The sequence below is a fragment of the Aestuariivita sp. genome, from assembly GCF_021404545.1.
Lineage (GTDB): Bacteria > Pseudomonadota > Alphaproteobacteria > Rhodobacterales > Rhodobacteraceae > Aestuariivita.
In genome coordinates this window covers 16,628-39,521 of sequence record NZ_JAAWWD010000012.1, presented here as the reverse complement: position 1 = coordinate 39,521, position 22,894 = coordinate 16,628, and the positions used below count along the sequence as shown (strand labels likewise).

At 62.0% G+C, this 22,894-nt stretch carries 19 protein-coding genes and 1 tRNA gene; 13 read left to right on the top strand and 7 right to left on the bottom strand.

Features of this window, described 5'->3' with window-relative positions; all coding sequences use genetic code 11:
* The first annotated feature begins 2 nt into the window (after positions 1 to 2).
* A complete protein-coding gene (locus HEP69_RS06940; RefSeq protein ID WP_290557830.1) occupies positions 3 to 509 on the top strand; it encodes a GNAT family N-acetyltransferase in 507 nt (168 codons plus the stop codon).
* Positions 510 to 603: 94 nt separating this feature from the next.
* A tRNA-Asp gene (locus tag HEP69_RS06935) sits at positions 604 to 680 on the top strand.
* Between the two features lie 202 nt (positions 681 to 882).
* Here HEP69_RS06935 and HEP69_RS06930 read toward each other — a convergent pair.
* On the bottom strand, positions 883 to 1,650 hold the full coding sequence (locus HEP69_RS06930) for a hypothetical protein (RefSeq protein WP_290557829.1): 768 nt from the start codon (positions 1,648 to 1,650) through the stop codon (positions 883 to 885).
* Between the two features lie 122 nt (positions 1,651 to 1,772).
* Between HEP69_RS06930 and HEP69_RS06925 the strand changes: the two genes are divergently transcribed.
* Positions 1,773 to 2,645: a glycosyltransferase family 2 protein gene (locus tag HEP69_RS06925; RefSeq protein ID WP_290557828.1), complete on the top strand. Its 873-nt coding sequence runs from the start codon at positions 1,773 to 1,775 to the stop codon at positions 2,643 to 2,645.
* Between the two features lie 184 nt (positions 2,646 to 2,829).
* Here the strand turns inward: HEP69_RS06925 and HEP69_RS06920 are convergent, their stop codons facing one another.
* The gene (locus HEP69_RS06920; protein WP_290557827.1) at positions 2,830 to 3,711 is read right to left on the bottom strand and encodes an alpha/beta hydrolase; all 882 of its coding nucleotides are present in this window, start codon (positions 3,709 to 3,711) and stop codon (positions 2,830 to 2,832) included.
* An 85-nt stretch (positions 3,712 to 3,796) separates the two neighbouring features.
* Here HEP69_RS06920 and HEP69_RS06915 point away from each other — a divergent pair, with 85 nt between their 5' ends.
* Positions 3,797 to 4,732 carry a DMT family transporter gene (locus tag HEP69_RS06915; RefSeq protein WP_290557826.1) on the top strand — a complete coding sequence of 312 codons (936 nt, stop codon included), beginning with the start codon at positions 3,797 to 3,799 and terminating at the stop codon, positions 4,730 to 4,732.
* A 98-nt stretch (positions 4,733 to 4,830) separates the two neighbouring features.
* Here the strand turns inward: HEP69_RS06915 and HEP69_RS06910 are convergent, their stop codons facing one another.
* Entirely contained in the window at positions 4,831 to 6,201 is a 1,371-nt protein-coding gene (locus HEP69_RS06910; protein ID WP_290557825.1) for a M20/M25/M40 family metallo-hydrolase, read from the bottom strand.
* A 288-nt stretch (positions 6,202 to 6,489) separates the two neighbouring features.
* Between HEP69_RS06910 and hemA the strand changes: the two genes are divergently transcribed.
* The 3 genes from hemA (at position 6,490) to ispG (ending at position 10,365) form a co-directional block, all read left to right on the top strand.
* A complete protein-coding gene (hemA, locus tag HEP69_RS06905; RefSeq protein WP_290557824.1) occupies positions 6,490 to 7,713 on the top strand; it encodes a 5-aminolevulinate synthase in 1,224 nt (407 codons plus the stop codon).
* Positions 7,714 to 7,825: 112 nt separating this feature from the next.
* Complete coding sequence (locus HEP69_RS06900; RefSeq protein WP_290557823.1) at positions 7,826 to 9,031, top strand: helix-turn-helix domain-containing protein; 1,206 nt, start codon at positions 7,826 to 7,828, stop codon at positions 9,029 to 9,031.
* 206 nt (positions 9,032 to 9,237) lie between these two features.
* Entirely contained in the window at positions 9,238 to 10,365 is a 1,128-nt protein-coding gene (gene ispG / locus HEP69_RS06895) for a flavodoxin-dependent (E)-4-hydroxy-3-methylbut-2-enyl-diphosphate synthase (protein ID WP_290557822.1), read from the top strand.
* A 112-nt stretch (positions 10,366 to 10,477) separates the two neighbouring features.
* Here the strand turns inward: ispG and HEP69_RS06890 are convergent, their stop codons facing one another.
* Both HEP69_RS06890 and HEP69_RS06885 read right to left on the bottom strand, forming a co-directional pair.
* A complete protein-coding gene (locus tag HEP69_RS06890) occupies positions 10,478 to 11,236 on the bottom strand; it encodes a DsbA family protein (protein WP_290557821.1) in 759 nt (252 codons plus the stop codon).
* The gene (locus HEP69_RS06885) at positions 11,233 to 12,576 is read right to left on the bottom strand and encodes a M48 family metalloprotease (protein WP_290557820.1); all 1,344 of its coding nucleotides are present in this window, start codon (positions 12,574 to 12,576) and stop codon (positions 11,233 to 11,235) included. The genes HEP69_RS06890 and HEP69_RS06885 overlap by 4 nt, the downstream gene beginning before the upstream one ends.
* A 22-nt stretch (positions 12,577 to 12,598) precedes the next feature.
* Here HEP69_RS06885 and HEP69_RS06880 point away from each other — a divergent pair, with 22 nt between their 5' ends.
* The 6 genes from HEP69_RS06880 to HEP69_RS06855 all read left to right on the top strand — a co-directional run bounded on the left by HEP69_RS06880 (position 12,599) and on the right by HEP69_RS06855 (position 21,438).
* The gene (locus HEP69_RS06880; RefSeq protein WP_290557819.1) at positions 12,599 to 13,741 is read left to right on the top strand and encodes an aminotransferase class I/II-fold pyridoxal phosphate-dependent enzyme; all 1,143 of its coding nucleotides are present in this window, start codon (positions 12,599 to 12,601) and stop codon (positions 13,739 to 13,741) included.
* 86 nt (positions 13,742 to 13,827) lie between these two features.
* Positions 13,828 to 15,045, top strand: a complete 1,218-nt coding sequence (locus tag HEP69_RS06875) for an N-acetylmuramoyl-L-alanine amidase (protein ID WP_290557818.1) — start codon at positions 13,828 to 13,830, stop codon at positions 15,043 to 15,045.
* A gap of 222 nt (positions 15,046 to 15,267) precedes the next feature.
* Positions 15,268 to 17,820, top strand: coding sequence for a PBP1A family penicillin-binding protein (locus HEP69_RS06870; RefSeq protein WP_290557817.1), 2,553 nt, complete (start codon positions 15,268 to 15,270; stop codon positions 17,818 to 17,820).
* Positions 17,821 to 18,011: 191 nt separating this feature from the next.
* Positions 18,012 to 19,136: a peptide chain release factor 2 gene (gene prfB, locus HEP69_RS06865; RefSeq protein ID WP_290557816.1), complete on the top strand. Its 1,125-nt coding sequence runs from the start codon at positions 18,012 to 18,014 to the stop codon at positions 19,134 to 19,136.
* A gap of 108 nt (positions 19,137 to 19,244) precedes the next feature.
* Complete coding sequence (locus HEP69_RS06860) at positions 19,245 to 20,681, top strand: amidase (protein WP_290557815.1); 1,437 nt, start codon at positions 19,245 to 19,247, stop codon at positions 20,679 to 20,681.
* The gene (locus HEP69_RS06855; RefSeq protein WP_290557814.1) at positions 20,662 to 21,438 is read left to right on the top strand and encodes a DUF2189 domain-containing protein; all 777 of its coding nucleotides are present in this window, start codon (positions 20,662 to 20,664) and stop codon (positions 21,436 to 21,438) included. The genes HEP69_RS06860 and HEP69_RS06855 overlap by 20 nt, the downstream gene beginning before the upstream one ends.
* On the opposite strand, the gene HEP69_RS06850 is transcribed toward HEP69_RS06855, so the two are convergent.
* Complete coding sequence (locus HEP69_RS06850) at positions 21,435 to 21,650, bottom strand: hypothetical protein (RefSeq protein ID WP_290557813.1); 216 nt, start codon at positions 21,648 to 21,650, stop codon at positions 21,435 to 21,437. The genes HEP69_RS06855 and HEP69_RS06850 overlap by 4 nt on opposite strands.
* Positions 21,647 to 22,807: an aromatic ring-hydroxylating dioxygenase subunit alpha gene (locus HEP69_RS06845; RefSeq protein ID WP_290557812.1), complete on the bottom strand. Its 1,161-nt coding sequence runs from the start codon at positions 22,805 to 22,807 to the stop codon at positions 21,647 to 21,649. Before HEP69_RS06845 ends, HEP69_RS06850 begins: the two co-directional genes overlap by 4 nt.
* Positions 22,808 to 22,894 lie beyond the last annotated feature (87 nt).

Sequence of the window (22,894 nt, the reverse complement as noted above, 5' to 3'; positions counted from 1 at the left end):
CCATGTTGATCCGCCCGGCCAAAGAAACCGATCTTCCACATATCGCGGCATTGCATCTATCCAACTGGCGCCACGATTATCGCGATCAGTTGCCTGCCACCTTACTGGGTGATCCACTTGATGCGAAGATGGGGCGGGCATGGGCCAGCCTTCCGGGCCAGCGCAGCCTTGTGCGCGTAGCCGAAGGCCGATCCGGCCTGCTGGGGTTTTGCCTGATCCATCTTGACGATCCCGAAGGACCGCTGCTGGAAAGCCTGCATATCGCGGCAACCGCACGCGGTCAGGGCGTTGGACGCGCGCTGATGGCGCACGCCGCGCGGGACTTGCTGGCGCAGGGGTTCGAGGGAATGTGGCTCTGTGTTTTTGCGGACAACGGCTCTGCCCGCGCAGTCTATGCCAGGATGGGCGGGCGCGAAGGGGCGGTCCGTGACGTGACGGTCCTGGGCCATCCGGTCCGATCGGTGCCGGTACACTGGTCCGACCTGAGCGCGCTGGCCAAGCCATCCTGAATTCCGTCCGCTTCGTGCATTTGTTCGCTTGACGGGGGGCAGGGCGCACCATATTAGATCCAGACGTTCGAGGGCATCCTTGGACGGGCAGTGAGCGGTTGTAGCTCAGTTGGTTAGAGTACCGGCCTGTCACGCCGGGGGTCGCGGGTTCGAGCCCCGTCAACCGCGCCAGTCTTTCATCCGGCCCTATTCTTTTTGAGTTTGTCCGACATCGGCTTGATTTTCGGCGCGCAGGCGCACGGCTCTGACCGGGCAGGCAGACATCGAGGACGTTATCTGGGGATCCCGCCGTGCCAATCCGGCGATAAAATGCGTGCGCCGCAGGCGCGCCTTTGGATCACGGCTTCGATGGCGCACGCGGCCCGGGTGTGGATCAATAGCGATAACCCAATGCCGCCTCGGCCTCCAGATCGAGCTGTGACCGCATGAATTGGCGATCCGCATCCGACAGATGATCCGGCGCCGGCTCGCGGCCTTTCACCGACGCACTGAACAGGTTGCCCATCCGGCGCTGCGGCATCTTTACCTGCGGCCAGCGCTGGTTCAGCCCATATGCATTGCGGAACGCTCCGATAAAGCTTTCACCGGCCTCCTGGACGGTTTCCATCTTGACCAGTGCCACGTGACAGTCGCGGTTCAGCATCCCCAGAACCGCTGCCATCTTGGCCTGGCGCAGCGCAAAGAGGTTCTCAAACCGCGCGCCCGTCACGGGGTGGCGGTCGAATTGCAGATCCATCCCGTCAACGCGCAATTCGGGATGGATCATCTCGAAGTCGCTTGTCCGATCCACGACACTGCGCCATTCGGTGCGCAGAAACGCAGAAAAACCCAGGTTTTGCATGTCGGGATGCGCATGCCAGGGCCGTTTATACATCGAGATCGCCCAATCCACCGCATTGCGAAAGACGCAGACCACCACCATCTCACGCGGGATCGCAAGCATCATCGGAAAGCCGTGCTTCCATCCCAGCGCTTCGGTTCGGAAAATATCTACGTTGCGCTGGATTGCCTTGCGCACAAGGTTTGTGCCGCTGCCCCTCTCGCCCAGCACCTGGAACATGGTGGGGTCCTCCGGCCTGGCGCGATGAAAATGAAAGCCTGTCTTCTGCATATATGCGGCGACGGCGGAAAGATCTGTCATACTGCCCGACCCTGATGGTTTTTGGGGATTCTACACCGGCCCGCTTTTGGGTAAAACGGAAAGAGTAAAAAAGACAGCGCGCGCAAACCCATTCCCGCGTGTACCAGAAAAGGCCCGAGCCGATGCCCGAAATCGCCGTTGTTACGATGGTGCGCGACGATGCGTTCTTTCTCGATATCTGGCTGCGGTACTATGGCGAGATGTTCGGGCGCGAAAACTGCTACATCGTCAATCATGGCCGGGGGGAGGATGTCGCGGCGCAGGCCGAAGGCTGCAACCTGATCGGCATCCCCGGTATTCATCACAAGAATTTCGACATGAAACGGTGGCGTCTGCTCAACAATCTGGTGATGGGGCTGCGTTCGTATTACGACTATGTGGTTGTGGGCGATGTGGACGAGCTGGTCGTGATGGACCCTGCCAGCGGCCAGGATCTGCGCGCGTTTTTGATGCGGGCCCCGCCGCGCCGGGTGCTCACACCGGTGGGGCTTGAGGTCATCCACCGCATCGATCTGGAGGATCGTCCCATCATGGGCACGGTTCTGGGTCCCAGGCGCCACGTGCGCCCGGCCCCTCATTACTCCAAACCTTGTGTGATCTCGGCAGGCACCAAGATCGCGCGGGGCGGTCATTTCACAGAATTTGACAAGCTGATCACGCCTGATCCGCTCTATCTCTTTCACCTGAAATTCTGCGATGCCGCAGCCTATTCCCGCGCTATGGATCATCGCAATGCGGTGAGCGCCGCCACCGGTGTGGGCATCCGCGAGGCCGCAATCGGGCGCCATTGGTTCGCCGAGGAGCGCGGCGAGGACCGCGCCGTTTTTGACACCTTTGCCGGATTGGAGATGCAGGACGGTTTCGATCTTGACCCAATCCGCCAGAACATGCACCGCACCTGGCGTCCGCGTGGAGATACGGGGTTTTGGCAATTCGACCGGCCGGACTACGACATTCAGTACCTGCTGCCGGAACGCTTTGACGGGGTCTTTTAGGGCGCTTGGACGGGGCGTTGAAAAACCGAGAGTTGCGTGTCGCGTTCACCGGCGAGGATGGTCGCCAAAACCATAGAGCCGAAACGATCTGGGCGCAGGGGCCGGGCGCGGAATGGGGGCTCTGCCCCCGCGCTGCGCGCTCCCCCGGGAATATTTAGGGCCAGAAGAAGCAACAGGCGCGGGGTCAGGCGTCCGTGCCCAATAGGAAATCGCAAAGAGCATTTGCCGTCTCGCGCGGTGCATGATCCGGAAAGAAATGCCCGCCCGGTATGGCGGCCGCTCGATAGCGCGTCAGCCGATCCGCCCAGGTTGCCGCCACATCATAGGTCGCGGCCATCGGTCCGGCGCTGCCATAAAGGATCAGCGCAGGGCAGGTGACCCGCCGCTCCAGATCCGCCGTATCATGGTGAAAGTCCACCTCGATTGCCGCGCGATAATCGTTGCACATGGTGTGAACTGTCACCGGATCGCGCCAGGCATGTCGATAGGCGTCCAGCGCGCGCGGATCAAAATCGTCCAGCGTCGCCTTTCCCCATCCCAAGAGACATCGCTCGAAATAGAGATCCGGATCGGCGCCGATCAGGGTTTCGGGAAAGGGGGCGGGCTGTGCCAGGAAAAACCAGTGATAGTAATCCCTGGCTACCCGTTGGGTCAGCGCATCCAGCAACAGATGGGTGGGAACGATATCCATCAGCGTGAGCGACAGCACCGCATCGGGCGCATCCAAGGCCAGTCGATGTGCGGTCCGCGCGCCCCTGTCATGGCCCACCACGTGAAACCGGTCGAACCCAAGGCTGGCCATCAGCGCGACCTGATCGGCGGCCATGCTGCGAAAACTCATCGCCTCCACCCCCTTGGGCTTGTGGCTCTGGCCGTAGCCGCGCAGATCTGGCGCGATCACGGTGAATTCGGGCTTCAGGTGCGGCGCTACCGCGTGCCACATCGCCCGTGTCTGGGGAAAGCCATGCAAGAGCAGGACCGGCGGCCCGCTGCCCGCGCGGGAATAGGCGATGTCGCCCGCATCCAAATGCGCGACGTGATCGGTGAACCCGTCCAAAGTGTTCATGATGGTTTCCCTTGCCTTTGTCGGCCTTCGAAGGTCTATCTCGGGGCGACATACCGCGCCCGCGCATCACAGGAAAGGCCCGTCCATGCAGACCGAACGCAACGCACCCGGTCTGGGCATCGCGTTCATGATGGCGGGCATGTTCCTGATCTCGCTCAACGATATGCTGATCAAGGGCCTGGCTGGGGATTATCCGCTGCACCAGATCATCATGTGGCGCACCGGGCTGGGCCTTTGCTTGACGCTGGTCTTTTTGAAACTGGAAGGCGGATTTGTCCTCCTGCGCACCGACAAACCAGGGCTGCATGCGTTGCGCGCGCTCTTGGTGGTTTTTGCCAATAGCTGCTTTTACGCGGCCATCGTGATTATGCCGCTGGCCACGGCAACGGCGCTTTATTTCGTGGCACCGCTTTTTGTGACCTTATTGTCGATGCCTGTCCTGAAAGAACAGGTTGGCCCGCGCAGGCTGCTGGCGGTGCTTGCGGGCTTTGGCGGGGTGCTCTTGATGATGGGCGCCCAGTTAACGGGCGGCGTTGGCTGGGCGGTGGTCTTGCCAGTCCTGGCGGCGGCGGGCTATGCAGGCATGTCGGTGCTGACCCGCAAGCTCGGACAGGCAAGTGCGGCTTCGGCGCTGGCGTTTTATCTTCAGGTGGCTTTCCTGATCGTGGCGGCCGGCTTTTATCTGGTTGCGGGTGATGGCCGTTTTGTCGATGACACCACACCCGAAAGCCTTTACTTCCTCCTGCGGGCCTGGACCTGGCCCGAAGATCAGGATCTGCCCTTGCTGATCGGCCTCGGTGTACTTTCAGCGCTGATCGGCTATTCGATGTCCCAGGCATATCGCCAGGCCAAAGCCTCCGTGGTTGCGCCCTTTGAATACGTCATGTTGATCTTCGCGCTGTTCTGGGGCTGGCTTGTGTTCGACGAATGGCCGCGCGCGTCGGTTTTTGTGGGGGCCGCGTTCATCATCGCATCTGGCATCTACATCTTCTGGCGTGAGGAACGGATCAAACGATCCTGATCCTTCTTCTCGCTCAAAATACCGACGGGGGAGTGTGAGGGGGCAGCGCCCCCTCACGGATCAGCCAAAGTAACGCGCCCGCAGGGCGCACATTCGGATCACGTCAATGCATCGAGGATCCGCGCCCAGGACCGGATCCCTTTGTGAAAGCTCTCCATGTCGTATTTCTCGTTGGGCGAATGGATCTGGTCGTCATCCTTGCCAAAACCGATCAGCATCGGCGTGGTGTTGGTGATTTGCTGGAAATGCCCGGCAATGGGGATTGACCCGCCACAGCCGATATAGGCCGCAGGGTCAGGCCATTCCTCGCTGAGTGCGGCGCGCGCGGCCTCGAAGGCCGGGCCGGTCGTGTCGAAACTCCCGGCTGGCGAGGCGCCATGCCCCTCGAATGCGACCGAGCAATCGGGCGGGACCATTCCACGCACCAGCGCGCGAAAACTCTCCCGGATGGCCAGCGGGTCTTGGCTGCCCACCAGCCGGAAACTGATCTTGGCGCTGGCCTTCGAGGGCAGCACCGTCTTGAACCCGTCGCCCGCATAGCCGCCCGAGATGCCGTTGACTTCGCAAGTGGGGCGCGCCCAGAGCATTTCCAGCGCGCTGCGCCCCTCTTCTCCGGCCAGCTCGCTCAGGCCCACATCCCCCAAGAACGCCTTGTGATCGAAAGACAGCCCCTCCCACTGCGCGCGCAGCTCGTCAGAGATCTCGGGCACCCGGTCGTAAAACCCCGGGACCGTGATGCGCCCCGTCTCATCGTGGAGCGATGCGAGAATGCGCGCCAGAACCCGGATCGGGTTCATTGCCGCCCCGCCATACATCCCCGAATGCAGATCCTTGTCGGGCCCGGTGATGGTGATCTCTTCGCCCAGAAGCCCACGCAGCATGGTGGTGATCGCGGGTACCCGGCTGTCAAAAAGCCCGGTGTCGCAAATCAAGGCCAGATCGGCACTCAGCGCCTCTTTATGGTCGTTCATGAAAGGCACGAGCGAGGGTGATCCCGATTCCTCTTCCCCCTCCAGAAAGAAGGTGAGCCGACAGGGCAGGGTGCCCTGCACCGCCTTCCATGCGCGGCACGCTTCGATAAAGGTCATCAGCTGACCCTTGTCATCCGCGGCTCCGCGCCCCCGGATCACCTTGCCCTTGGGCGTCTCTTCGACCTGCGGATCGAACGGATCGCGGTCCCACAGCTCAAGCGGATCCACCGGCTGGACATCGTAATGGCCATAAAACAAAAGGTGTGGCCCTTCGCCCGCCACATGCCCCATCACCATCGGATGGCCCGGCGTGGCGCGCTTGGAGGTCTCGACCCCCAACGACGTCAGATCGGCCACCAGCCAATCGGCGGCCCGGTCGCAGTCGGCCTTGAACGCGGGGTCGGTAGAAATTGACGGGATGCGCAACAGCTCCAGCAACCGGTCGGTGGCGGCAGGCAGATCGGCATCAATCCGGGCGAGAACGGCATCAAGCGACATGTGTGGCATCTCCGTTTAAGTGAGGTCAGGGACCGAGCCTAACGCCGCGCCGCGCGGTGTCCAGCCCCGTTGCCCGGGCGGTCGGTTCCCGGTCTCGCATGCTCCGGCCGTCGTGTTACCGAGAAGCCCTTGATCCAGATCAAGGCTGCGACACCGCGCCCACAGGTATTAAGTTGAACACAGGGATTGGGGTCTATATTCGGAGCAAAGCGAAAAAGAGAACTGCCCACGACATGTTGCCCACCCCCCTGCTATCGGAAGGCAAGATAAAAATACCTGGAGGAGCCGGTGGACTATACCGCTAAGCTGGATCAAGCGATCGCCCGTCTGCACGAAGAAGGGCGTTATCGCACGTTCATCGACATCGAACGCCGCAAGGGGCAATTTCCCCATGCGGTCTGGACCCGGCCTGACGGGACCGAACAGCCGATCACCGTGTGGTGTGGCAATGACTATCTTGGCATGGGTCAGAACCCGGTCGTTCTGGAGGCCATGCACGAGGCGATTGACGCCACAGGCGCAGGCTCTGGCGGGACCCGGAATATCTCTGGCACCACCGTCTATCACAAGCGGCTGGAGGCCGAGCTGGCCGATCTGCATGGCAAGGACGCTGCGCTTCTTTTCACCTCCGCCTATATCGCGAATGATGCAACTTTGAGCACGCTGCCCAAATTGTTTCCGGGTCTGATCATCTATTCGGACGCTCTGAACCATGCCTCGATGATTGAAGGGGTGCGTCGCAACGGCGGGGCCAAGCGGATCTTCCGGCACAACGATCTCGACCATCTGCGCGCGCTTCTTGAAGCGGATGATCCGGCCGCGCCCAAGCTGATCGCGTTCGAATCGATCTATTCCATGGATGGCGATTTCGGCCCGATCGAGGCGATCTGCGATCTGGCTGACGAGTTTGGCGCGCTGACCTATATCGACGAGGTCCATGCGGTGGGCATGTATGGGCCGCGCGGGGCCGGGGTGGCCGAGCGCGACCGGCTGATGCACCGGCTGGACATCATCAATGGCACTTTGGCCAAAGCCTTTGGCGTGATGGGTGGCTATATCGCAGCAAGCGAGAAAATGTGCGATGCCATAAGGTCTTATGCGCCGGGCTTCATCTTTACCACATCGCTGCCGCCGACGATTGCCGCAGGGGCCGCCGCATCGGTCGCGCATCTCAAACGCGCGCCTGAGTTGCGCCAGCAGCATCAGGATCAGGCTCGCATTCTGAAGATGCGTCTCAAGGGCCTTGGCTTGCCGATCATTGATCACGGCAGCCATATCGTGCCCGTCATCGTGGGTGATCCGGTCCATACCAAACAGCTGTCCGACATGCTGTTGCAGGATTTCGGTATCTATGTGCAGCCGATCAATTATCCCACCGTTCCACGCGGGACAGAACGCCTGCGGTTTACGCCGTCTCCGGTTCATGGCCCCGATGAGATGGACGCCCTGGTGCGGGCTATGGACGCGCTGTGGAGCCATTGTGCGCTAAATCGCGCCGAGCTGTCCGCCTGACGCTACGACGATGTGCATTCGTCCCTGTCTGTGTTAATGTTCGCAAAACTTTTTCTGCGACGAATCATTCGGGGATGGGGATGTCGCGGCGAAATGAAATGGGGCGGCAGGCATGATCAGGCGCAAACCATCGCGCGCGGATAGCGAAGAGATCGCAAAGCCGAAGGGCTTTGACGATTTCCAGTTGCGCCTCGGGGACGTGATGCGCGGCGAGCGGGCGACAATGGGCAAATCGCTTTTGGATGTGCAGCGCGAGTTGCGGATCAAAGCGTCCTACATCGCCGCTATTGAGAATTGCGATCCTTCCGCCTTTGACACGCCCGGCTTCATCGCGGGCTATGTGCGGTCTTATGCCCGCTATCTGAACATGAACCCTGACGAGGCCTATGACACCTTTTGTCAGGAGAGCGGTTTTACCGTTGCGCATGGCATGTCCTCCGAGGCCTCTGTGGTCAAGAAATCGGACGCAGCCGCGCGCGGCAACATGGGGGCGGGCCGACCCGACCCGTTCGGGTCCTCCGCATCGCCCTTTGCAGGTGTGCCCGGGGACACCATCCTGTCGCAGATCGAACCGCGCGCGATTGGCTCCATGCTGGTCCTGGTCACGTTGATCGGCGGGCTGGGCTATGGCGGATGGACGGTGCTGCGCGAGGTGCAGCAGGTGCAGGTCGCACCGGTTGATCAGGCGCCGGTGGTGCTGTCGGATCTCGATCCGTTGAACGCGAATGGCCTATCGGCGACGGGCACCGGGTCGGACGGATTCTCTGCACCCAGTGTCGAGGCGCTGGACCGGCTTTACCGCCCGCAGGCGCTGGATGTGCCGGTGCTGGTGGCACGTGACGCGCCGATCTCAACGCTGGATCCGCGGACCGTGGGCACGTTCCGCGCCCCGGACCTTCCGCAAACGCCGCAACAGGCGCAGGCCGCTCCGGCGCCCGGAAGTCAGGGCGCAGTGCCGCGTGTGGTCGAGGACGGTGCGCCCCAGCTGCGCATGGTCGCCGTGCGCCCGGCCTGGGTTCGCGTGACATCGGCCGATGGAACGGTGGTTTTCGAAGGCATCATGGAGGGCGGCCAAAGCTATGACGTGCCCGCCACCGAAGAGCCTCCGACGCTACGCGTGGGGGAATCCGGCGCCATCTATTTCGACCTGAACGGGGCGCTTTATGGACCAGTGGGGCCACGCGGAACGGTTACCGCGAACCTCGCGCTCTCGGTCGATCAGGTGTCCCAGACCATGGCGCTGGCGGATCTGGACCGGGATGATGATCTGGCCCGCATGGTGGCCGAGGCCGCGATATCGGATGTTGCGGCAGACTGACCCTTCCTCCGATAGCGTTTCGACTTTGATCTGAGGCATCTAACACCGCCTTTCGCATTGAAATCGTTAGATTTCAGGCAGCGACAGGCGGTTCAGATTATGGTCGGCATGCTTTAGGGTTCGGGATTGATCTTGCGTCGCATTGCCGGACGGTCTGTTCCGTCTTATCTTTGCGGATGAACCTGACTGGAAAGACGAGGGAACCGATGTCGCTGAACCATGTTCGCCCCTGGCGCAATATCTACCGCAGAAAGTCGCGGCAGATCATGGTTGGCACCGTTCCGATCGGCGGCGATGCGCCGATTGCGGTTCAGACGATGACCAACACGCTGACCACGGACGTCAAGGCAACGGTTGCTCAGGTTCAGGCGGCGGCGGATGCAGGGGCCGATATCGTGCGTGTGTCGGTACCCGACGAGGCATCGTCCAAGGCCCTGAAAGAGATCGTGGCGGAATCCCCGGTTCCCATCGTGGCCGACATCCACTTCCACTATAAGCGCGGGATCGAAAGTGCCCAGGCCGGGGCAGCCTGCCTGCGGATCAATCCGGGCAATATCGGCGATGAGAGCCGCGTCAAAGAGGTGATCAAGGCCGCGCGTGACCACAATTGCTCGATCCGCATCGGTGTGAACGCCGGAAGCCTGGAAAAGCACCTTCTGGAGAAATACGGAGAACCCTGTCCGGAGGCGATGGTCGAATCCGGTCTTGATCATATCAAGATCCTGCAGGACAATGACTTTCACGAGTTCAAGATCAGCGTGAAGGCGTCCGACGTGTTTCTGTCCGCGGCCGCCTATCAAGGCATTGCAGAGGCGACGGACGCGCCGATCCATCTCGGGATCACGGAGGCAGGGGGGCTTGTCTCGGGCACCATTAAATCGGCGATTGGTCTGGGTAACCTCCTGTGGATGGGGATCGGCGATACGATCCGCGTCAGCCTGTCCGCCGACCCTGTCGAAGAGATCAAGGTTGGTTTCGAGATCCTGAAATCCCTTGGCCTGCGGCATCGGGGTGTCAATATCATTTCATGTCCGTCCTGCGCGCGGCAGGGCTTTGACGTGATAAAGACGGTGGAGCGGCTGGAGGAGCGGCTGGAGCATATCAAGACGCCGATGAGCCTGTCGATTATCGGCTGCGTGGTAAATGGCCCCGGTGAGGCGCTGATGACCGATGTGGGCTTTACCGGCGGTGGGGCCGGGGCGGGGATGGTCTATCTGGCAGGCAAGCAAAGCCACAAGATGTCGAACGACCAGATGGTCGATCACATTGTGGAACAGGTGGAGAAAAAGGCCGCCGAGCTAGATGCGGAGCACGCCAAGGAGGCCGCAGAATAGCAAAATCTAACGCAGATTTTGCGGAGAAACTGACACAGTTTCTGTTCCAGGCTTGTGCCGTGCGCTCCAGAATTTGTGTCAAATTCTGCCCAGAAACTGTGTCAGTTTCTGGTCACCCCTGATCGCGTTTTTCCTCGACGATCCGTCCCATCTCATCGGCGGGCAAGAACCCGCGCAGGACCTCGTCAACGACAATGAAACTGGGCGTGCCGGAGATGTTGAGCACCTGTGCCAGCGCCCTGTTTCGGGTGATCACCTCGGTCACCTCGGGAGCGTCCATCCGGGCCAGGATGGCATCCGCGTCCAGATTGAGGTCGGTCGCAACGCGGCGCAGGCGCGGCGCGCTGACATCGCCATTCATCGACAAGAGCACATCGTGGACCTGTTTGTAGGCCGCGTCGCCCGCAACCTGATGCGTGGCGATGGCAAAGCGCGACATCGACATCGACGCCTCCCCGAGGATCGGGAATTCCTTGATCACTAGCCGAATATTGCCGTCACCCTCCACGAGCTTTTCAACCTCGGGGGCTGCACGTCGGCAAAACCCACAGCGATAGTCCATGAACTCCACAAGCGTGATGTCGCCATCCGGATTTCCGCCGATCCAGGAAAACCCGTCGTCGAAAATCGCCTCCGCATTGGCCGCGATAATATCCATTTCCGCAGATGCCTGGGCCTGGGCCTGGCGTTCTTCCAGGATTTGGACCGCCTCAAAGATCACCTCTGGATTTTCGAGCAAGTAGGCGCGGATTTCGGCCCGGAACGTCTCGCGGTCCTCATCGGACATGGCAGAGATGTCAAAAGCCGCAGCGGGCGCGGTCGCGAATGTCAGCGCGGCCAGCGCGGGCAAAATCCAACGGTACATCATCATCTCCGGTTTGCAGCGTTCTGGGATGCAACAAGCACATCTTGCGCCCGACGCCAACCCACACTTCCGCGAGGCAACAGGCCCATCGCGCGATTTGCATGGATTGCGGCGTCGTCAAGTCGGCCTTGCACCGCGTACCGCTCAGCCGTCACCACCGAGGCCATGCCCGTCTGACCCACCCGCGCATAGGCCTGTCCCAGGTCCCGCAGGATTCTCGCATCCGCCCGGTCGCGCGCGCGCGCAGCCTCCAGCGTCTCGACGGCGGCCTGTGGGCGGCCACCGGCCAGTTGCGCGCGTCCCAGACCGCCCAGGACCTGCGGATCGCGTGGCGCAAGCCGCGCAGCCCGCATATAGGCGTCCAGCGCCGCGTCGAACCGGCGGCTTTCCAACAGGATCTGCCCTTTGAGATCAAGATAGAACGCATCCTGCCCGCCACGCGCGGCAATTGCCGCGTCAATCGCGCGCAGCGCCCTTGTTGTGTCGGACTGGCGGTGAAAGGCGACCGCTTCCCGCATCAGGCGCACGTCCTTGTAGCGTTCTTCGCCCACCCGGCGCATTGTCCATTTGGGCGACCGGGTAAAGGCCGAGAGCTTGCCACGCATCCGCGCGAACCAATAGTCGGCCTGTGGATTGGGTTCAGCCTCATCTCCATAGGCCGCGACATAGGCTTCGGCGGCGCGGATCCGATCGCGGGTCAGGGGGTGCGAACGCATATAGGGATCCTGTCGGCTTTCGCTCAGCGCCTCTTGACCACGAAAGAGCCGGTGCACCTCCAACAGGCCTGTCGGACTGATACCGGCAGCGCGCAGGAACTGGGCGGCCGCCTGATCGGCGGCGGCTTCCTCGGCCCGGGTATGTTTGAGAAAGCCGCGCAAGGCTGAACTTGAGATCCCCGCAGCCAGCCCCCCCGCGGCCTGACTGTTGCCGCTGGCCGCTGCGGCGGCGGCCAGGGCGATACCCAGCCCTGCCAGCGTTTGCGCGCCGCGCATGTTGCCCATCCGCCGGGCAATGTGGCCATTGGCGATATGGGCCGCTTCATGGGCGATCACGGCCTGCAGCATCTCAGGCGTTTCGGCTTTTTGGATCAGACCGTAATGGATGAAAATCGCCTGGTTGTTGATCACGAACGCATTGAGAGAGCTGTCATTGACGACCAGCACTCGCACCCGCGCCGGGCTGAGGCCAGCCGCGCGCAGCACCGGCGTCGCCAGTTCGCTCAATGCGTGTTCGATATCGGCGTCGCGCAAGAGCCCGCGCGCCTGTGCCGCCAGCGCAGAGGCCAGCAACACGATCAGGCACAGGGCCGGGATTGACGCGAGGCGACAGACAGGATGAAAGACCATGGAGGAAGTCTGAGGAAAAGCCATGCGAGTTTCAACCCGGTCAAAGGTCGATCCCTTCATCGTGATGGATGTGATGGATGCCGCGCGCCGCGCCGAAGACAGCGGCCGCCACATCATCCATATGGAGGTGGGCCAACCCGGTACCGGCGCACCGCCAGGCGCGGTGGAGGCGGTGACGCGGGCGATGCAGGGCGACCCGATGGGGTATACCGTGGCGCTGGGACTGCCTGCGCTACGCGCGCGGATCGCGCGGATGTACGGCGAATGGTACAATGTCGATCTGAACCCCGAACGTGTGGTGATCACACCCGGCTCGTCTGGCGGGTTTATCCTGGCGTTCACGGCGCTTTTCGATACCGGCGACAGGGTCGGCATCGGCGCCCCGGGCTACCCCTCCTATCGCCAGATCCTCAGCGCGCTGGATCTGACGCCTGTCGATTTGCAGACAGATCCGCAAAACCGCTATCAGCCTGTTCCGGCGGATTTCGCCACGCTCGATCTGGCGGGGCTGATGGTGGCGAGCCCGGCCAATCCGACAGGCACAATGCTGGATCGCACCGCGATGAGTGCGCTGATCGAGGCCGCTCAGGGGCAGGGCGCCTCGTTTATCAGCGATGAGATCTATCATGGCATCGAATATGAAGCCAAGGCGGTCACCGCGCTGGAGGTGACGGACGAGGCCTATGTGATCAACTCGTTTTCCAAGTATTTTTCGATGACCGGGTGGCGTGTGGGCTGGATGGTCGTGCCGGACGATCATGTGCGGGTGGTCGAGCGTATCGCACAGAACATGTTCATCTGTGCCCCGCATGTGGCGCAGGTGGCGGCGTTGGCGGCCATGGACTGCGAGGCGGAGCTGCAGGCCAATCTTGCGGTTTACCGCACCAATCGCGATTTGATGATGGCTGGATTGCCGAAAGCCGGGTTTGACCGGATCGCGCCGCCGGACGGTGCGTTCTATGTCTATGCGGATGTGTCGGGCCTGACAGATGACAGCCGCGCCTTTGCCGCTCAGATCCTCGACAAGGCCGGTGTTGCGGTGACACCGGGCCTCGATTTCGATCCGGTGCGCGGACATCAGACGTTGCGCTTTTCCTATGCGCGCGCCACGCCCGATATCGAAGAGGGGCTGGCGCGGCTCAGAGCGTTCATGGCCACGCGTTGAGCGTTTCCAAACGCACCGGGCTGGTGTAACCTGCTGTTCAGGAAGGGCCGATCAGAGCCCGTTGAGAGCAGAAGGCAGAGACGCGGATGAGCAGGATCGCGGGACTTGTCATGTGTTTGTGGGGCCTCTGGGTCACCGCATCCGCCGGGCAGGAGTTTTCGGGCTTGGCGCGAGTGCAGGCGGAGGCCAGCCGGATGACGGACACCCGGCACGGCGTGGACATGGTCTTGTCGCTGACACAAGGGGTGCCCTACCGTGTCTTCACGCTGGATGCGCCGCGCCGATTGGTGGTCGATTTCCGCGAAGTGGATTGGCAAGGGCTGGATCTGGACGCGTTCGATCGGGCCGAGGCGGTGACCAGGCTGCGCGCGGGCACGTTCCGTCCGGGCTGGTCCCGGTTGGTTGCGGAACTGGCGGGACCTTATGGCGTCGATCGTGTCGAGTTGCAGACCGATCCGGAAACCGGCGGCGCCGTGCTGCGCCTGTCGCTGGAGCAGATGCCGGTCGATGCCTATGCTGCGGCTGCGGGTGCCCCGTACGATCCACGCTGGGATCTGCCCCCTGCCGCAGTGCTCGATACGCCGCGCGCGCGCTCTGACGATCTGGTGCGGGTGATGCTGGATCCGGGCCATGGCGGGATTGATCCCGGCGCCGAGCGGGGGCGGATCAATGAAAAAACACTGATGTTGACCTTTGCCCGCGAGCTGGAGGAGGCGTTGCTGCGCGCGGGCGGGTTCGAGGTGCAACTCACGCGGACGGGGGATTATTTTGTGTCGCTGGAGCGGCGCATCGCAATGGCGCATGAGGCGCAGGTGGATGTGTTCTTGTCATTGCACGCGGATTCCCTGGCCGATGGCGGCGCACATGGGGCGACGGTCTATGTGCTGTCGGATGAGGCATCGGATGTGGCCTCGGCCAAATTGGCCGAACGGCATGACCGCGACGAGCTGCTGTCTGGCGTGGACCTGTCCCGGGCCGATGATCAGGTCACCGCCGTCTTGCTGTCTCTGGCGCGCCAGGAAACCGCGCCGCGCACCGAAGGTCTGGCAGAGGCGCTGGTCTCTGGCATGGGCAATCGGGGCGGGCCGATGAACCGCAGACCGCTGCGCCGGGCGGCGTTTTCGGTGCTCAAGGCCGCCGATATTCCGTCGGTTCTTATTGAGATCGGATTCTTGTCCTCCCCGCGTGATTTGCAGAATCTGCAAGATGCGGATTGGCGGGCCGGAATGGCAGAGGGCATTCGTGACGGGCTGCAACTCTGGCTGCGCAAGGACGCCGAGATGCGCCCCTTGGTGCGGCACTAGTCACGTAGAACCTGACACAGGTTCTGGTTAGATTTTGACGCAAAATCTCACTTTGGGCGACGGTTGCGCGCCGGGCCTGAGAAACTGTGTCAGTTTCTGACTCAGAATTTGTGTCAAATTCTGGTGTTGCTGGCGGAAACCGGCCGTTCCGCTGCGTTTCGTGTTTTGACGCGTTCATCCACGCACTTTATATTGGATGAACCTGACCAGAGGGGGCCCCAGGTGTTGAGGTTTGTCTTTTCGTTTTTCGGCGCGATCTTTTCGATGATCACGCTGGGCGTGGCCATGGTTGCGCTGTCCATCGGCGCGATCTTCTGGATCTATGGTCGCGATCTGCCCAGCCATGCGTCACTGGCGCAGTACAAGCCCCCCACGATCAGCCGTATCTACTCAGGCGAAGGGCGTCTGATCGACGAGTTCGCACAGGAACGGCGCCTCTTTACCCCGGCCGAAGACATCCCCGATCTGGTCAAACAGGCCTTCATCAGCGCCGAAGACAAGAATTTCTATACCCACAAGGGCTATGACATGCGCGGCATTGCCGCCGCCGGGGTGGAGGCTGTGCGGTCTCGCGGCGAGACCTTGCGCGGTGCGTCGACGATCACTCAGCAGGTGATGAAGAACTTTCTGCTTTCCGGCGACCGCCAGGTCGAGCGCAAGATCAAGGAGATCATCCTGGCCGCCCGTCTGGAAGAAACGCTCGACAAGGAATCCATTCTCGAACTGTACCTCAATGAGATTTTTCTCGGCCAGAACTCCTATGGCGTGACGGCGGCGGCCCAGACTTACTTCAACAAGACGCTGGACACGCTGGCCCCGCATGAAGCGGCGTTCCTGGCCTCTCTGCCCAAAGCGCCGTCAGACTACCATCCCGTCCGGCGCAAGGACCGGCTCTTGGCGCGGCGCAACTTCGTTCTCGAAGAGATGTACGAGAACGGATATCTTGATCGCGCGACCTATGAGACCGAGATTGCAGCGCCCCTCCGATCGGTGCAAAACGGCGATTTCGAAAGCTTTCGCACAGCCCTTCCCGATCGCGATTACTTCACCGACGAGATCCGCCGCCAGCTGAGCCAGGATTTCGGCGAGGGGGAGTTTTTCACCGGCGGATTTACTGTGCGCGCCACCATTGACGCCGAAATGCAGGCGGTGGCCGCGACCGCGCTGCGCGCCGCACTGGAGAAATACGACCGCAATCGCGGCATCTGGGAGGGCACCGGGCTGACCATTCCTGCCGATCAGTTGACCAGCGAGGAGCGTTGGCGCGCAGCATTGGTGGATGTCGAGATGCCGCGCGATATCGTGCTGGAGGGCCCCTGGTTCCCTGCGGTGGTGCTGGAGGTGGGCACCAATGACGCACGGGTGGGTATTGAGACAGTGCCCGAGGACGAGGACGGCCATTGGATCACCGCGCGCGACGTGCAGTGGGCCCGTCCGCGCCAGGATGGCGGCGCATTGGGGCGTCAGGCACGGGTCGCGGGCGATCTGCTGGATGTGGGCGACGTGGTGCTGGTGCGCGCGATGACCTCTGACGAGGATGGCAGCTTTATCCGCTGGACCCTGCGTCAGGTTCCCGAAGTGCAGGGCGCCTTTATGGCGATGGATGTCAACTCGGGACGGGTGCTGGCGATGCAGGGCGGGTTTTCCTATCAGGAGTCGGTCTTTAACCGGGCCACACAGGCCTTGCGGCAGCCGGGATCGTCGTTCAAGCCCTTTGTCTATGCCGCAGCCCTCGACAGCGGTTATTCACCAGCGACTATCGTAGTGGATGCGCCCATTGAGATCGACACGCCGCAAGGTCTGTGGCGGCCCCGGAACTCAACGAACCAGTTTTACGGCCCGACCCCGCTGAGGACCGGGATCGAGCGGTCGCGGAACCTGATGACCATTCGTCTCGCACAGGAAGTGGGTATGGGCGTCGTTGCGGATTACTCGGAACGGTTTGGCGTCTATGACGATATGGGGCTGTTCCTCGCCAATTCTCTGGGATCAGAGGAAACGACATTGTATCAAATGGTTGCCGCCTATTCCATGTTTGCCAATGGCGGCGAGCGGGTGCAGCCGACATTGGTGGACCGGATCCAGGATCGCTATGGTCGCACGATCTATCGCCATGATCAGCGCGAGTGTATCGACTGCCAGTCGGCCAGCCTGGACCCCGGCATGCTGCCGCAGATCCGGTCGAACCGCGAACGGATCATGAATGCAATCACGGCCTATCAGCTTACGTCGATGATGAAAGGCGTTGTGGATCGCGGCACCGCCAGCCGCACGGTGAACCTGCCGGTGCCCGCGGCGGGCAAGACCGGCACAACCAATGATGCGCGCGATGTCTGGTTTGTCGGCTTTACTTCGAACATCGCGGCGGGCTGTTACATCGGCTATGATCAGCCCCGTCCCCTGGGACGGAGCGCCTCGGGCGGGGGGATGTGCGGGCCGGTCTTTAACACCTTCATGCAAGAGGCAGTGGAGAAATACGGCGGTGGCGCCTTTGACGTGCCCCCGGGCGGGCGGTTTATCAAGATCGACCGGTTCACCGGCGCGCGCCTTTCGGATGAGGCGAGCGGGGCCAGTGTGGTGGCCGAGTATTTCCGCGACGGGGAAGAGCCGCTTTTCGGTGTGATGTTTGACGGCGGATTTGCCATGGGTTCGGATCTGCCGCTGTTTGAGGAGGCGGCCACAGGCGGGCGGCAGGTGACCACCTCATCGGGTGGAACGGCGGTGGTGGGACCGCGCGCCTCGTTCGGGACACTTAGCTCGGGTGGGTTGTATTAGGGCGCCTTAATGTCTGGTCAGGATAGAGCGCAAACCGGGCGTGCATTGCGGTCGGCGCGGCGGGTCTGTTTGGCTGCGCCAAAGGCGCCCGCCCGCCAACCCCGGTCGCGCCGTCAAACCCCCTGAGGGAGGCTTGTGGGGCGCACCCCTGTGCGATATCAGCGATACGTTGAGTTCAGGAGACCGACCCGATGCGCGCAGATGCCCAGAATACCGTGGCCGAGATTGAGAAATCGCTGGATCTGCTGGCCCAACGGATGGACCAGGCGACCGCGCAGCACCGGCTGGAGGAGTTCAACGCGCGCGTCGAGGATCCCAATCTGTGGGACGATCCGGAGGCTGCGCAAAAACTGATGCGGGACCGGCAGGCACTGGTCGACGCGATGGAAACCTATGAGGGCATCAAACAGGACCTGACCGATATCGTCGACCTGATCGAACTGGGAGAGATGGAAGAGGACATCGAGGTCGTTGCCGAGGCGGAGGAAAGCCTGAAGATCCTGGCGCGTAGGGCCGCGCAGAAGGAGCTGGAAGCGCTTTTGAACGGTGAGGCGGACGCCAACGACACCTTTCTGGAAATCAATGCCGGCGCGGGCGGCACAGAAAGCTGCGATTGGGCCGCGATGCTGGCGCGGATGTATGTCCGCTGGGCCGAAAAGAAGGGCTATAAGGTCGAGCTTCAGTCCGAAAGCGCGGGCGATGAGGCCGGCATCAAATCGGCGACCTACAAAATCTCGGGGCATAACGCCTATGGATGGCTCAAATCCGAAAGCGGTGTGCACCGGCTGGTCCGCATCTCGCCCTATGACAGTGCGGCCAAGCGGCATACGTCGTTTTCATCGGTTTGGGTTTATCCGGTGGTCGACGACAATATCGAGATCGAGGTGAACCCGTCCGACATTCGCGTCGATACCTACCGGTCCTCGGGCGCGGGCGGGCAACATGTCAACACCACCGATTCCGCCGTTCGGATCACCCACGCGCCCACTGGGATCGTCGTCACCAGCTCGGAAAAATCCCAGCACCAGAACCGCGATATCGCGATGAAAGCGCTGAAATCCCGCCTCTATCAACTGGAGCTGGACCGCCGCAACGCGGAGATCAATGCCGCTCACGAGGCCAAGGGCGATGCCGGTTGGGGCAATCAGATCCGGTCTTACGTTTTGCAGCCCTATCAGATGGTCAAGGATCTGCGCACCAACTTTGAAACCTCCGACACCAAGGGGGTTCTGGATGGCGATCTCGACGCATTCATGGCGGCGACACTGGCGCTGGATGTGTCGGGCAAGAGCCGGGCCGAGGCGCAGGGCGACTGACCGCGCTGCATTTCTCGGGCACCCCACGGGCGTGTCCCGACCAGAGCGCATCTTTTCAATGCCGGTTTTCTGGGCCAAGGTTGCATCCAACTTTGAAGGAAGACCCAGATGACCGACCAGATCCCCCTCTCTGCCTCGACCCTTGTGCAGAACCTGCGGGAGGGTCGGTTGACCGCCTCCGCGTTGATGGAGGCGACGCTGGATCGGATCGCGGCCGTAAACCCAAAGGTAAATGCCATCGTGGCGCTGCGCGATGCCGAGGATCTGATGGCAGAAGCCGCGACCGCCGATGCGGCCCGGGACAAGGGCCCGCTGCATGGGCTGCCCATCGCGGTCAAGGATCTGGTGAATGTGGCGGGTATTCGGTCTACCCAAGGCTCACCTCTGTTGGCCAGTTTCGTGCCGGATCAGGACGATCTGCTGGCCGCGCGGCTCAGGGCCGCAGGCGCCATCCTGATCGGCAAGACCAATACGCCAGAGTTTGGTCTGGGCAGCCATACCTTTAACCCTGTTTATGGCGTGACCCGCAATCCGTATGATCCGTCGCTGTCATGTGGCGGGTCATCGGGCGGGGCCGCCGTGGCCCTTGCCACCGGGATGACAGCTTTGGCCGATGGATCGGACATGATGGGCAGCCTGCGCAATCCGGCGGGATGGAACAATGTCTATGGGTTCCGGCCGACCTGGGGTGTGGTGCCGCCGCAACCCCGCAGCGAAGTCTATCTGCACCAGCTGTCGACGCCTGGTCCGATGGCGCGCAGTCCCGAGGACATCGCGCTTTTGCTCGATGTGATCTCGGGTCCCGATCCGCGCAGGCCGCATGGCTGGCCCATTCCGCCGCTCGTGCCGTTGCATGCGCCGTCGCTGCGCGGTGTGCGCATTGCCTGGCTGGGCGATTGGGGCGGCGCCTTTCCGATGGAGGAGGGGGTGCTGGAAACCTGTGAGGCGGCACTGAGGGCGCTGGCCGATCTGGGAGCGGACGTCGAGACGCCCAGCGCGCCCTTTGATGCCGAGGCGCTGTTCCAGAGCTGGTCAACGCTGCGATCCTGGCAGGTCGCGGTCGAGCTGGAAGCGCTCGCGGGTCAGGGCGGGACGCTCAAGGATACCGCGATCTGGGAGCTTGAACGGGGGCGCGCGCTGAGCGCGTTCGAGGTGCATAACGCAAGCGTGGTACGCTCCGCCTGGCTTAAGGCGTCTTTGACCTTTTTTGAACGCTATGACGCATTTGTGCTGCCCACGGCGCAGGTCTGGCCCTTTGCCAATGAGATCGCCTATCCGCGCCAGATTGCGGGGCAATCCATGGACACCTATCATCGGTGGATGCAGGTGATGGTGCCTGCCAGCCTGCCGGGCCTGCCTGCGCTGGCGGCGCCCGCGGGATTTGGCGCGCAGGGTTTGCCGATGGGCCTCCAGCTGGTGGGTCCGCGTGGGGCTGATGCGCGTCTGTTGGGGATTGGGGCGGCCTATCACGCGGCGACCCAATGGCCCGATACACGGCCCCCGCAATTGGAGGAGGAAAAAACCCATGACCGAGCAGGTGCCTGAATTTGGTGTGCCCGAACTGAGATCGGCCGATGCCGGGGTGATGCGCGAAGCGCTCAGGCGCGGTTGGCAGGATATGCGCCGCGCGCCGCTTTTCGGTCTGATCTTTGGCGGTTTTTATGTGATGGCCGGGTGGATCATGGCCTGGATCACGGCCGAGACGGAAACGACCTATTGGCTGGTCCTCGCGGCGATCGGTTTTCCGCTGATCGGACCCTTTGCGGCGGTCGGCCTCTATGAGGTGTCGCGCCGGTTGGAGGCGGGCCAGACGCTGGACATTCCTGGAGTTTTCGGTGTGGTCCTGCGCCAGAGCCGCCGTCAGTTGCCATCCATCTGCGCGATCATCGTGGTGGTGTTCATGTTCTGGTTCTTCCTGGGGCATATGATCTTTGCGCTGTTTCTGGGGCTTTCGACGATGACCAACGTCTCTACCTCGATGGACGTGTTTCTAACCCCCAACGGGATCGCGATGCTGGCAGTGGGTACTCTGGTCGGCGCGCTTTTTGCACTGCTGCTTTACATGATCACGGTTGTGGCGCTGCCGCTGCTTTTGGACCGTGAGGTGGATTTCGTAACCGCCATGATCACCAGCTTTCAATATGTGCTGGCCAACCCGACCGCGATGCTGGGTTGGGCCTTTTTCATTGCTGTGACCACGTTTATTGCGTTGGTGCCTTGGTTCTTGGGTCTTTTGGTCGTGCTGCCCCTGCTGGGGCACGCAACCTGGCATTTCTATCGGCTGATCAGCGCCGAGGTTTAGGCAGGTTCCCGACCCTGGGCGACCAGTCGCGCGCGCAGGGCGGGGGCCGCCATATGGCCGCGTTCCAAAGCGAACACATAGGCCTGTGTCAGATAAAAACAGGCCGCATCCACCGAGGCCGCGCGATCTGCGGCCTCGCGATAGAGCTCGACGAGGGCAACATGGTCCCCCGCGGCATGCGCCGCCAGAAGCCGCGAATCCAGATCGGTCATTCAGCGGCCTGTTCGGTGGCGCGGTAAGCCTCTATTCGCTCAGCGATCCAGTCATGGAACAAATGTGTTGGCCCATCCATCGCAGGTGAGAACCGGCCTCCGTCGAACCCTTCGGCGTACCGGCCGCGTTGCATGCCTTCGACGACGAAGACATCCTCGACAAAGACCCCTTTCCACAGCGCGGCGTTGGTGCTGCGCATCTCGGCATCGGTCTGCGGGGTGGCATAATAGAGATGCACATGTTCGACCGTTCTGCCCGGTCCGTCGGGGACCAGAATGATCGCATAGGCATGATCGCGATGCACGCCCATCAGCACATTGGGATAGACGGCGATGTACTCGGCCCCCTTGTCCCACTGATCCGAAAGGTCGGCAAAATCGGGGAATACCGTGCCATCCTCACCTTTGAACTGACGATAGACCAAGGTCCCTTGACCGGAGTACCGGCCCCGCGCTTCGATGTGATAATGATCCTCCAGGCGGGAATAACTGTTCAGGCCCGGATGGACCCAGGGCAGGTGATAGCTTTCGCAGTAATTCTCGACGGCCAGCTTCCAGTTGCAGTTCACCTCAAGCTGAAATGCGCTTTCGGGTCCGCCATGAAAGAGGGGTTTGTCGAACTCAGCCCAGCGGTCCATGACATCTGCCATCGCCACCTCGAATGGATCGGCCTGCCCAGAGAGGTTGATGAACACAACATCGCGCCAGATATGGCTGCGCACCTCGATCAGACCAAGCGTGGCGCGGTCGATCCCTTCATGCGTGTTGTGCCCGGGTCCGCCCACATGGGGCGTGCTGACCAGGCGACCATCCGTGCCGTAGCACCAGCTGTGATAGGGGCACCGAATGGCGCCGTCGATCTTGCCGGGCTCGGACACTAGGATCATGCCCCGATGACGGCAGGTGTTCAAAAAGACCCGAACCTGCCCCGATTTGTCGCGGATCAGCAGCAGCGGCTGTCCAAGAAAGCTGACCGGGACCGCATCGCCCGGCTCCGGCACGTCCGAGGCGGTCGCGAGACCCGCCCAATTGGCGCCCAGAACGGCGTGTTTTTCTTCGTCATAGACAGCGGGATCGACGTAATGCGCGTTTGAGAGGCCACGGGCGCTGTCGATTGGGCGGCGCACCTGGGCGAGATCGGTCAGAGAGGCGGTCATCGGCACGGTCCTTTCTTGCAGATGCCGACAGTCTGGGTGGGATTAATGGGCCAATCGCGCCCAAGGGCGACGCGACTTTACCGCAAC

Excerpts from the sequence above, each read along its gene's own strand:
- HEP69_RS06940 (WP_290557830.1), top strand. The coding sequence starts at position 3 with ATGTTGATCCGCCCGGCCAAAGAAACCGATCTTCCACATATCGCGGCA.
- HEP69_RS06930 (WP_290557829.1), bottom strand. The coding sequence starts at position 1,650 with ATGACAGATCTTTCCGCCGTCGCCGCATATATGCAGAAGACAGGCTTT.
- HEP69_RS06925 (WP_290557828.1), top strand. The coding sequence starts at position 1,773 with ATGCCCGAAATCGCCGTTGTTACGATGGTGCGCGACGATGCGTTCTTT.
- HEP69_RS06920 (WP_290557827.1), bottom strand. The coding sequence starts at position 3,711 with ATGAACACTTTGGACGGGTTCACCGATCACGTCGCGCATTTGGATGCG.
- HEP69_RS06915 (WP_290557826.1), top strand. The coding sequence starts at position 3,797 with ATGCAGACCGAACGCAACGCACCCGGTCTGGGCATCGCGTTCATGATG.
- HEP69_RS06910 (WP_290557825.1), bottom strand. The coding sequence starts at position 6,201 with ATGTCGCTTGATGCCGTTCTCGCCCGGATTGATGCCGATCTGCCTGCC.
- HEP69_RS06900 (WP_290557823.1), top strand. The coding sequence starts at position 7,826 with ATGATCAGGCGCAAACCATCGCGCGCGGATAGCGAAGAGATCGCAAAG.
- ispG (WP_290557822.1), top strand. The coding sequence starts at position 9,238 with ATGTCGCTGAACCATGTTCGCCCCTGGCGCAATATCTACCGCAGAAAG.
- HEP69_RS06890 (WP_290557821.1), bottom strand. The coding sequence starts at position 11,236 with ATGATGATGTACCGTTGGATTTTGCCCGCGCTGGCCGCGCTGACATTC.
- HEP69_RS06885 (WP_290557820.1), bottom strand. The coding sequence starts at position 12,576 with ATGGTCTTTCATCCTGTCTGTCGCCTCGCGTCAATCCCGGCCCTGTGC.
- HEP69_RS06880 (WP_290557819.1), top strand. The coding sequence starts at position 12,599 with ATGCGAGTTTCAACCCGGTCAAAGGTCGATCCCTTCATCGTGATGGAT.
- HEP69_RS06875 (WP_290557818.1), top strand. The coding sequence starts at position 13,828 with ATGAGCAGGATCGCGGGACTTGTCATGTGTTTGTGGGGCCTCTGGGTC.
- prfB (WP_290557816.1), top strand. The coding sequence starts at position 18,012 with ATGCGCGCAGATGCCCAGAATACCGTGGCCGAGATTGAGAAATCGCTG.
- HEP69_RS06860 (WP_290557815.1), top strand. The coding sequence starts at position 19,245 with ATGACCGACCAGATCCCCCTCTCTGCCTCGACCCTTGTGCAGAACCTG.
- HEP69_RS06855 (WP_290557814.1), top strand. The coding sequence starts at position 20,662 with ATGACCGAGCAGGTGCCTGAATTTGGTGTGCCCGAACTGAGATCGGCC.
- HEP69_RS06850 (WP_290557813.1), bottom strand. The coding sequence starts at position 21,650 with ATGACCGATCTGGATTCGCGGCTTCTGGCGGCGCATGCCGCGGGGGAC.
- HEP69_RS06845 (WP_290557812.1), bottom strand. The coding sequence starts at position 22,807 with ATGACCGCCTCTCTGACCGATCTCGCCCAGGTGCGCCGCCCAATCGAC.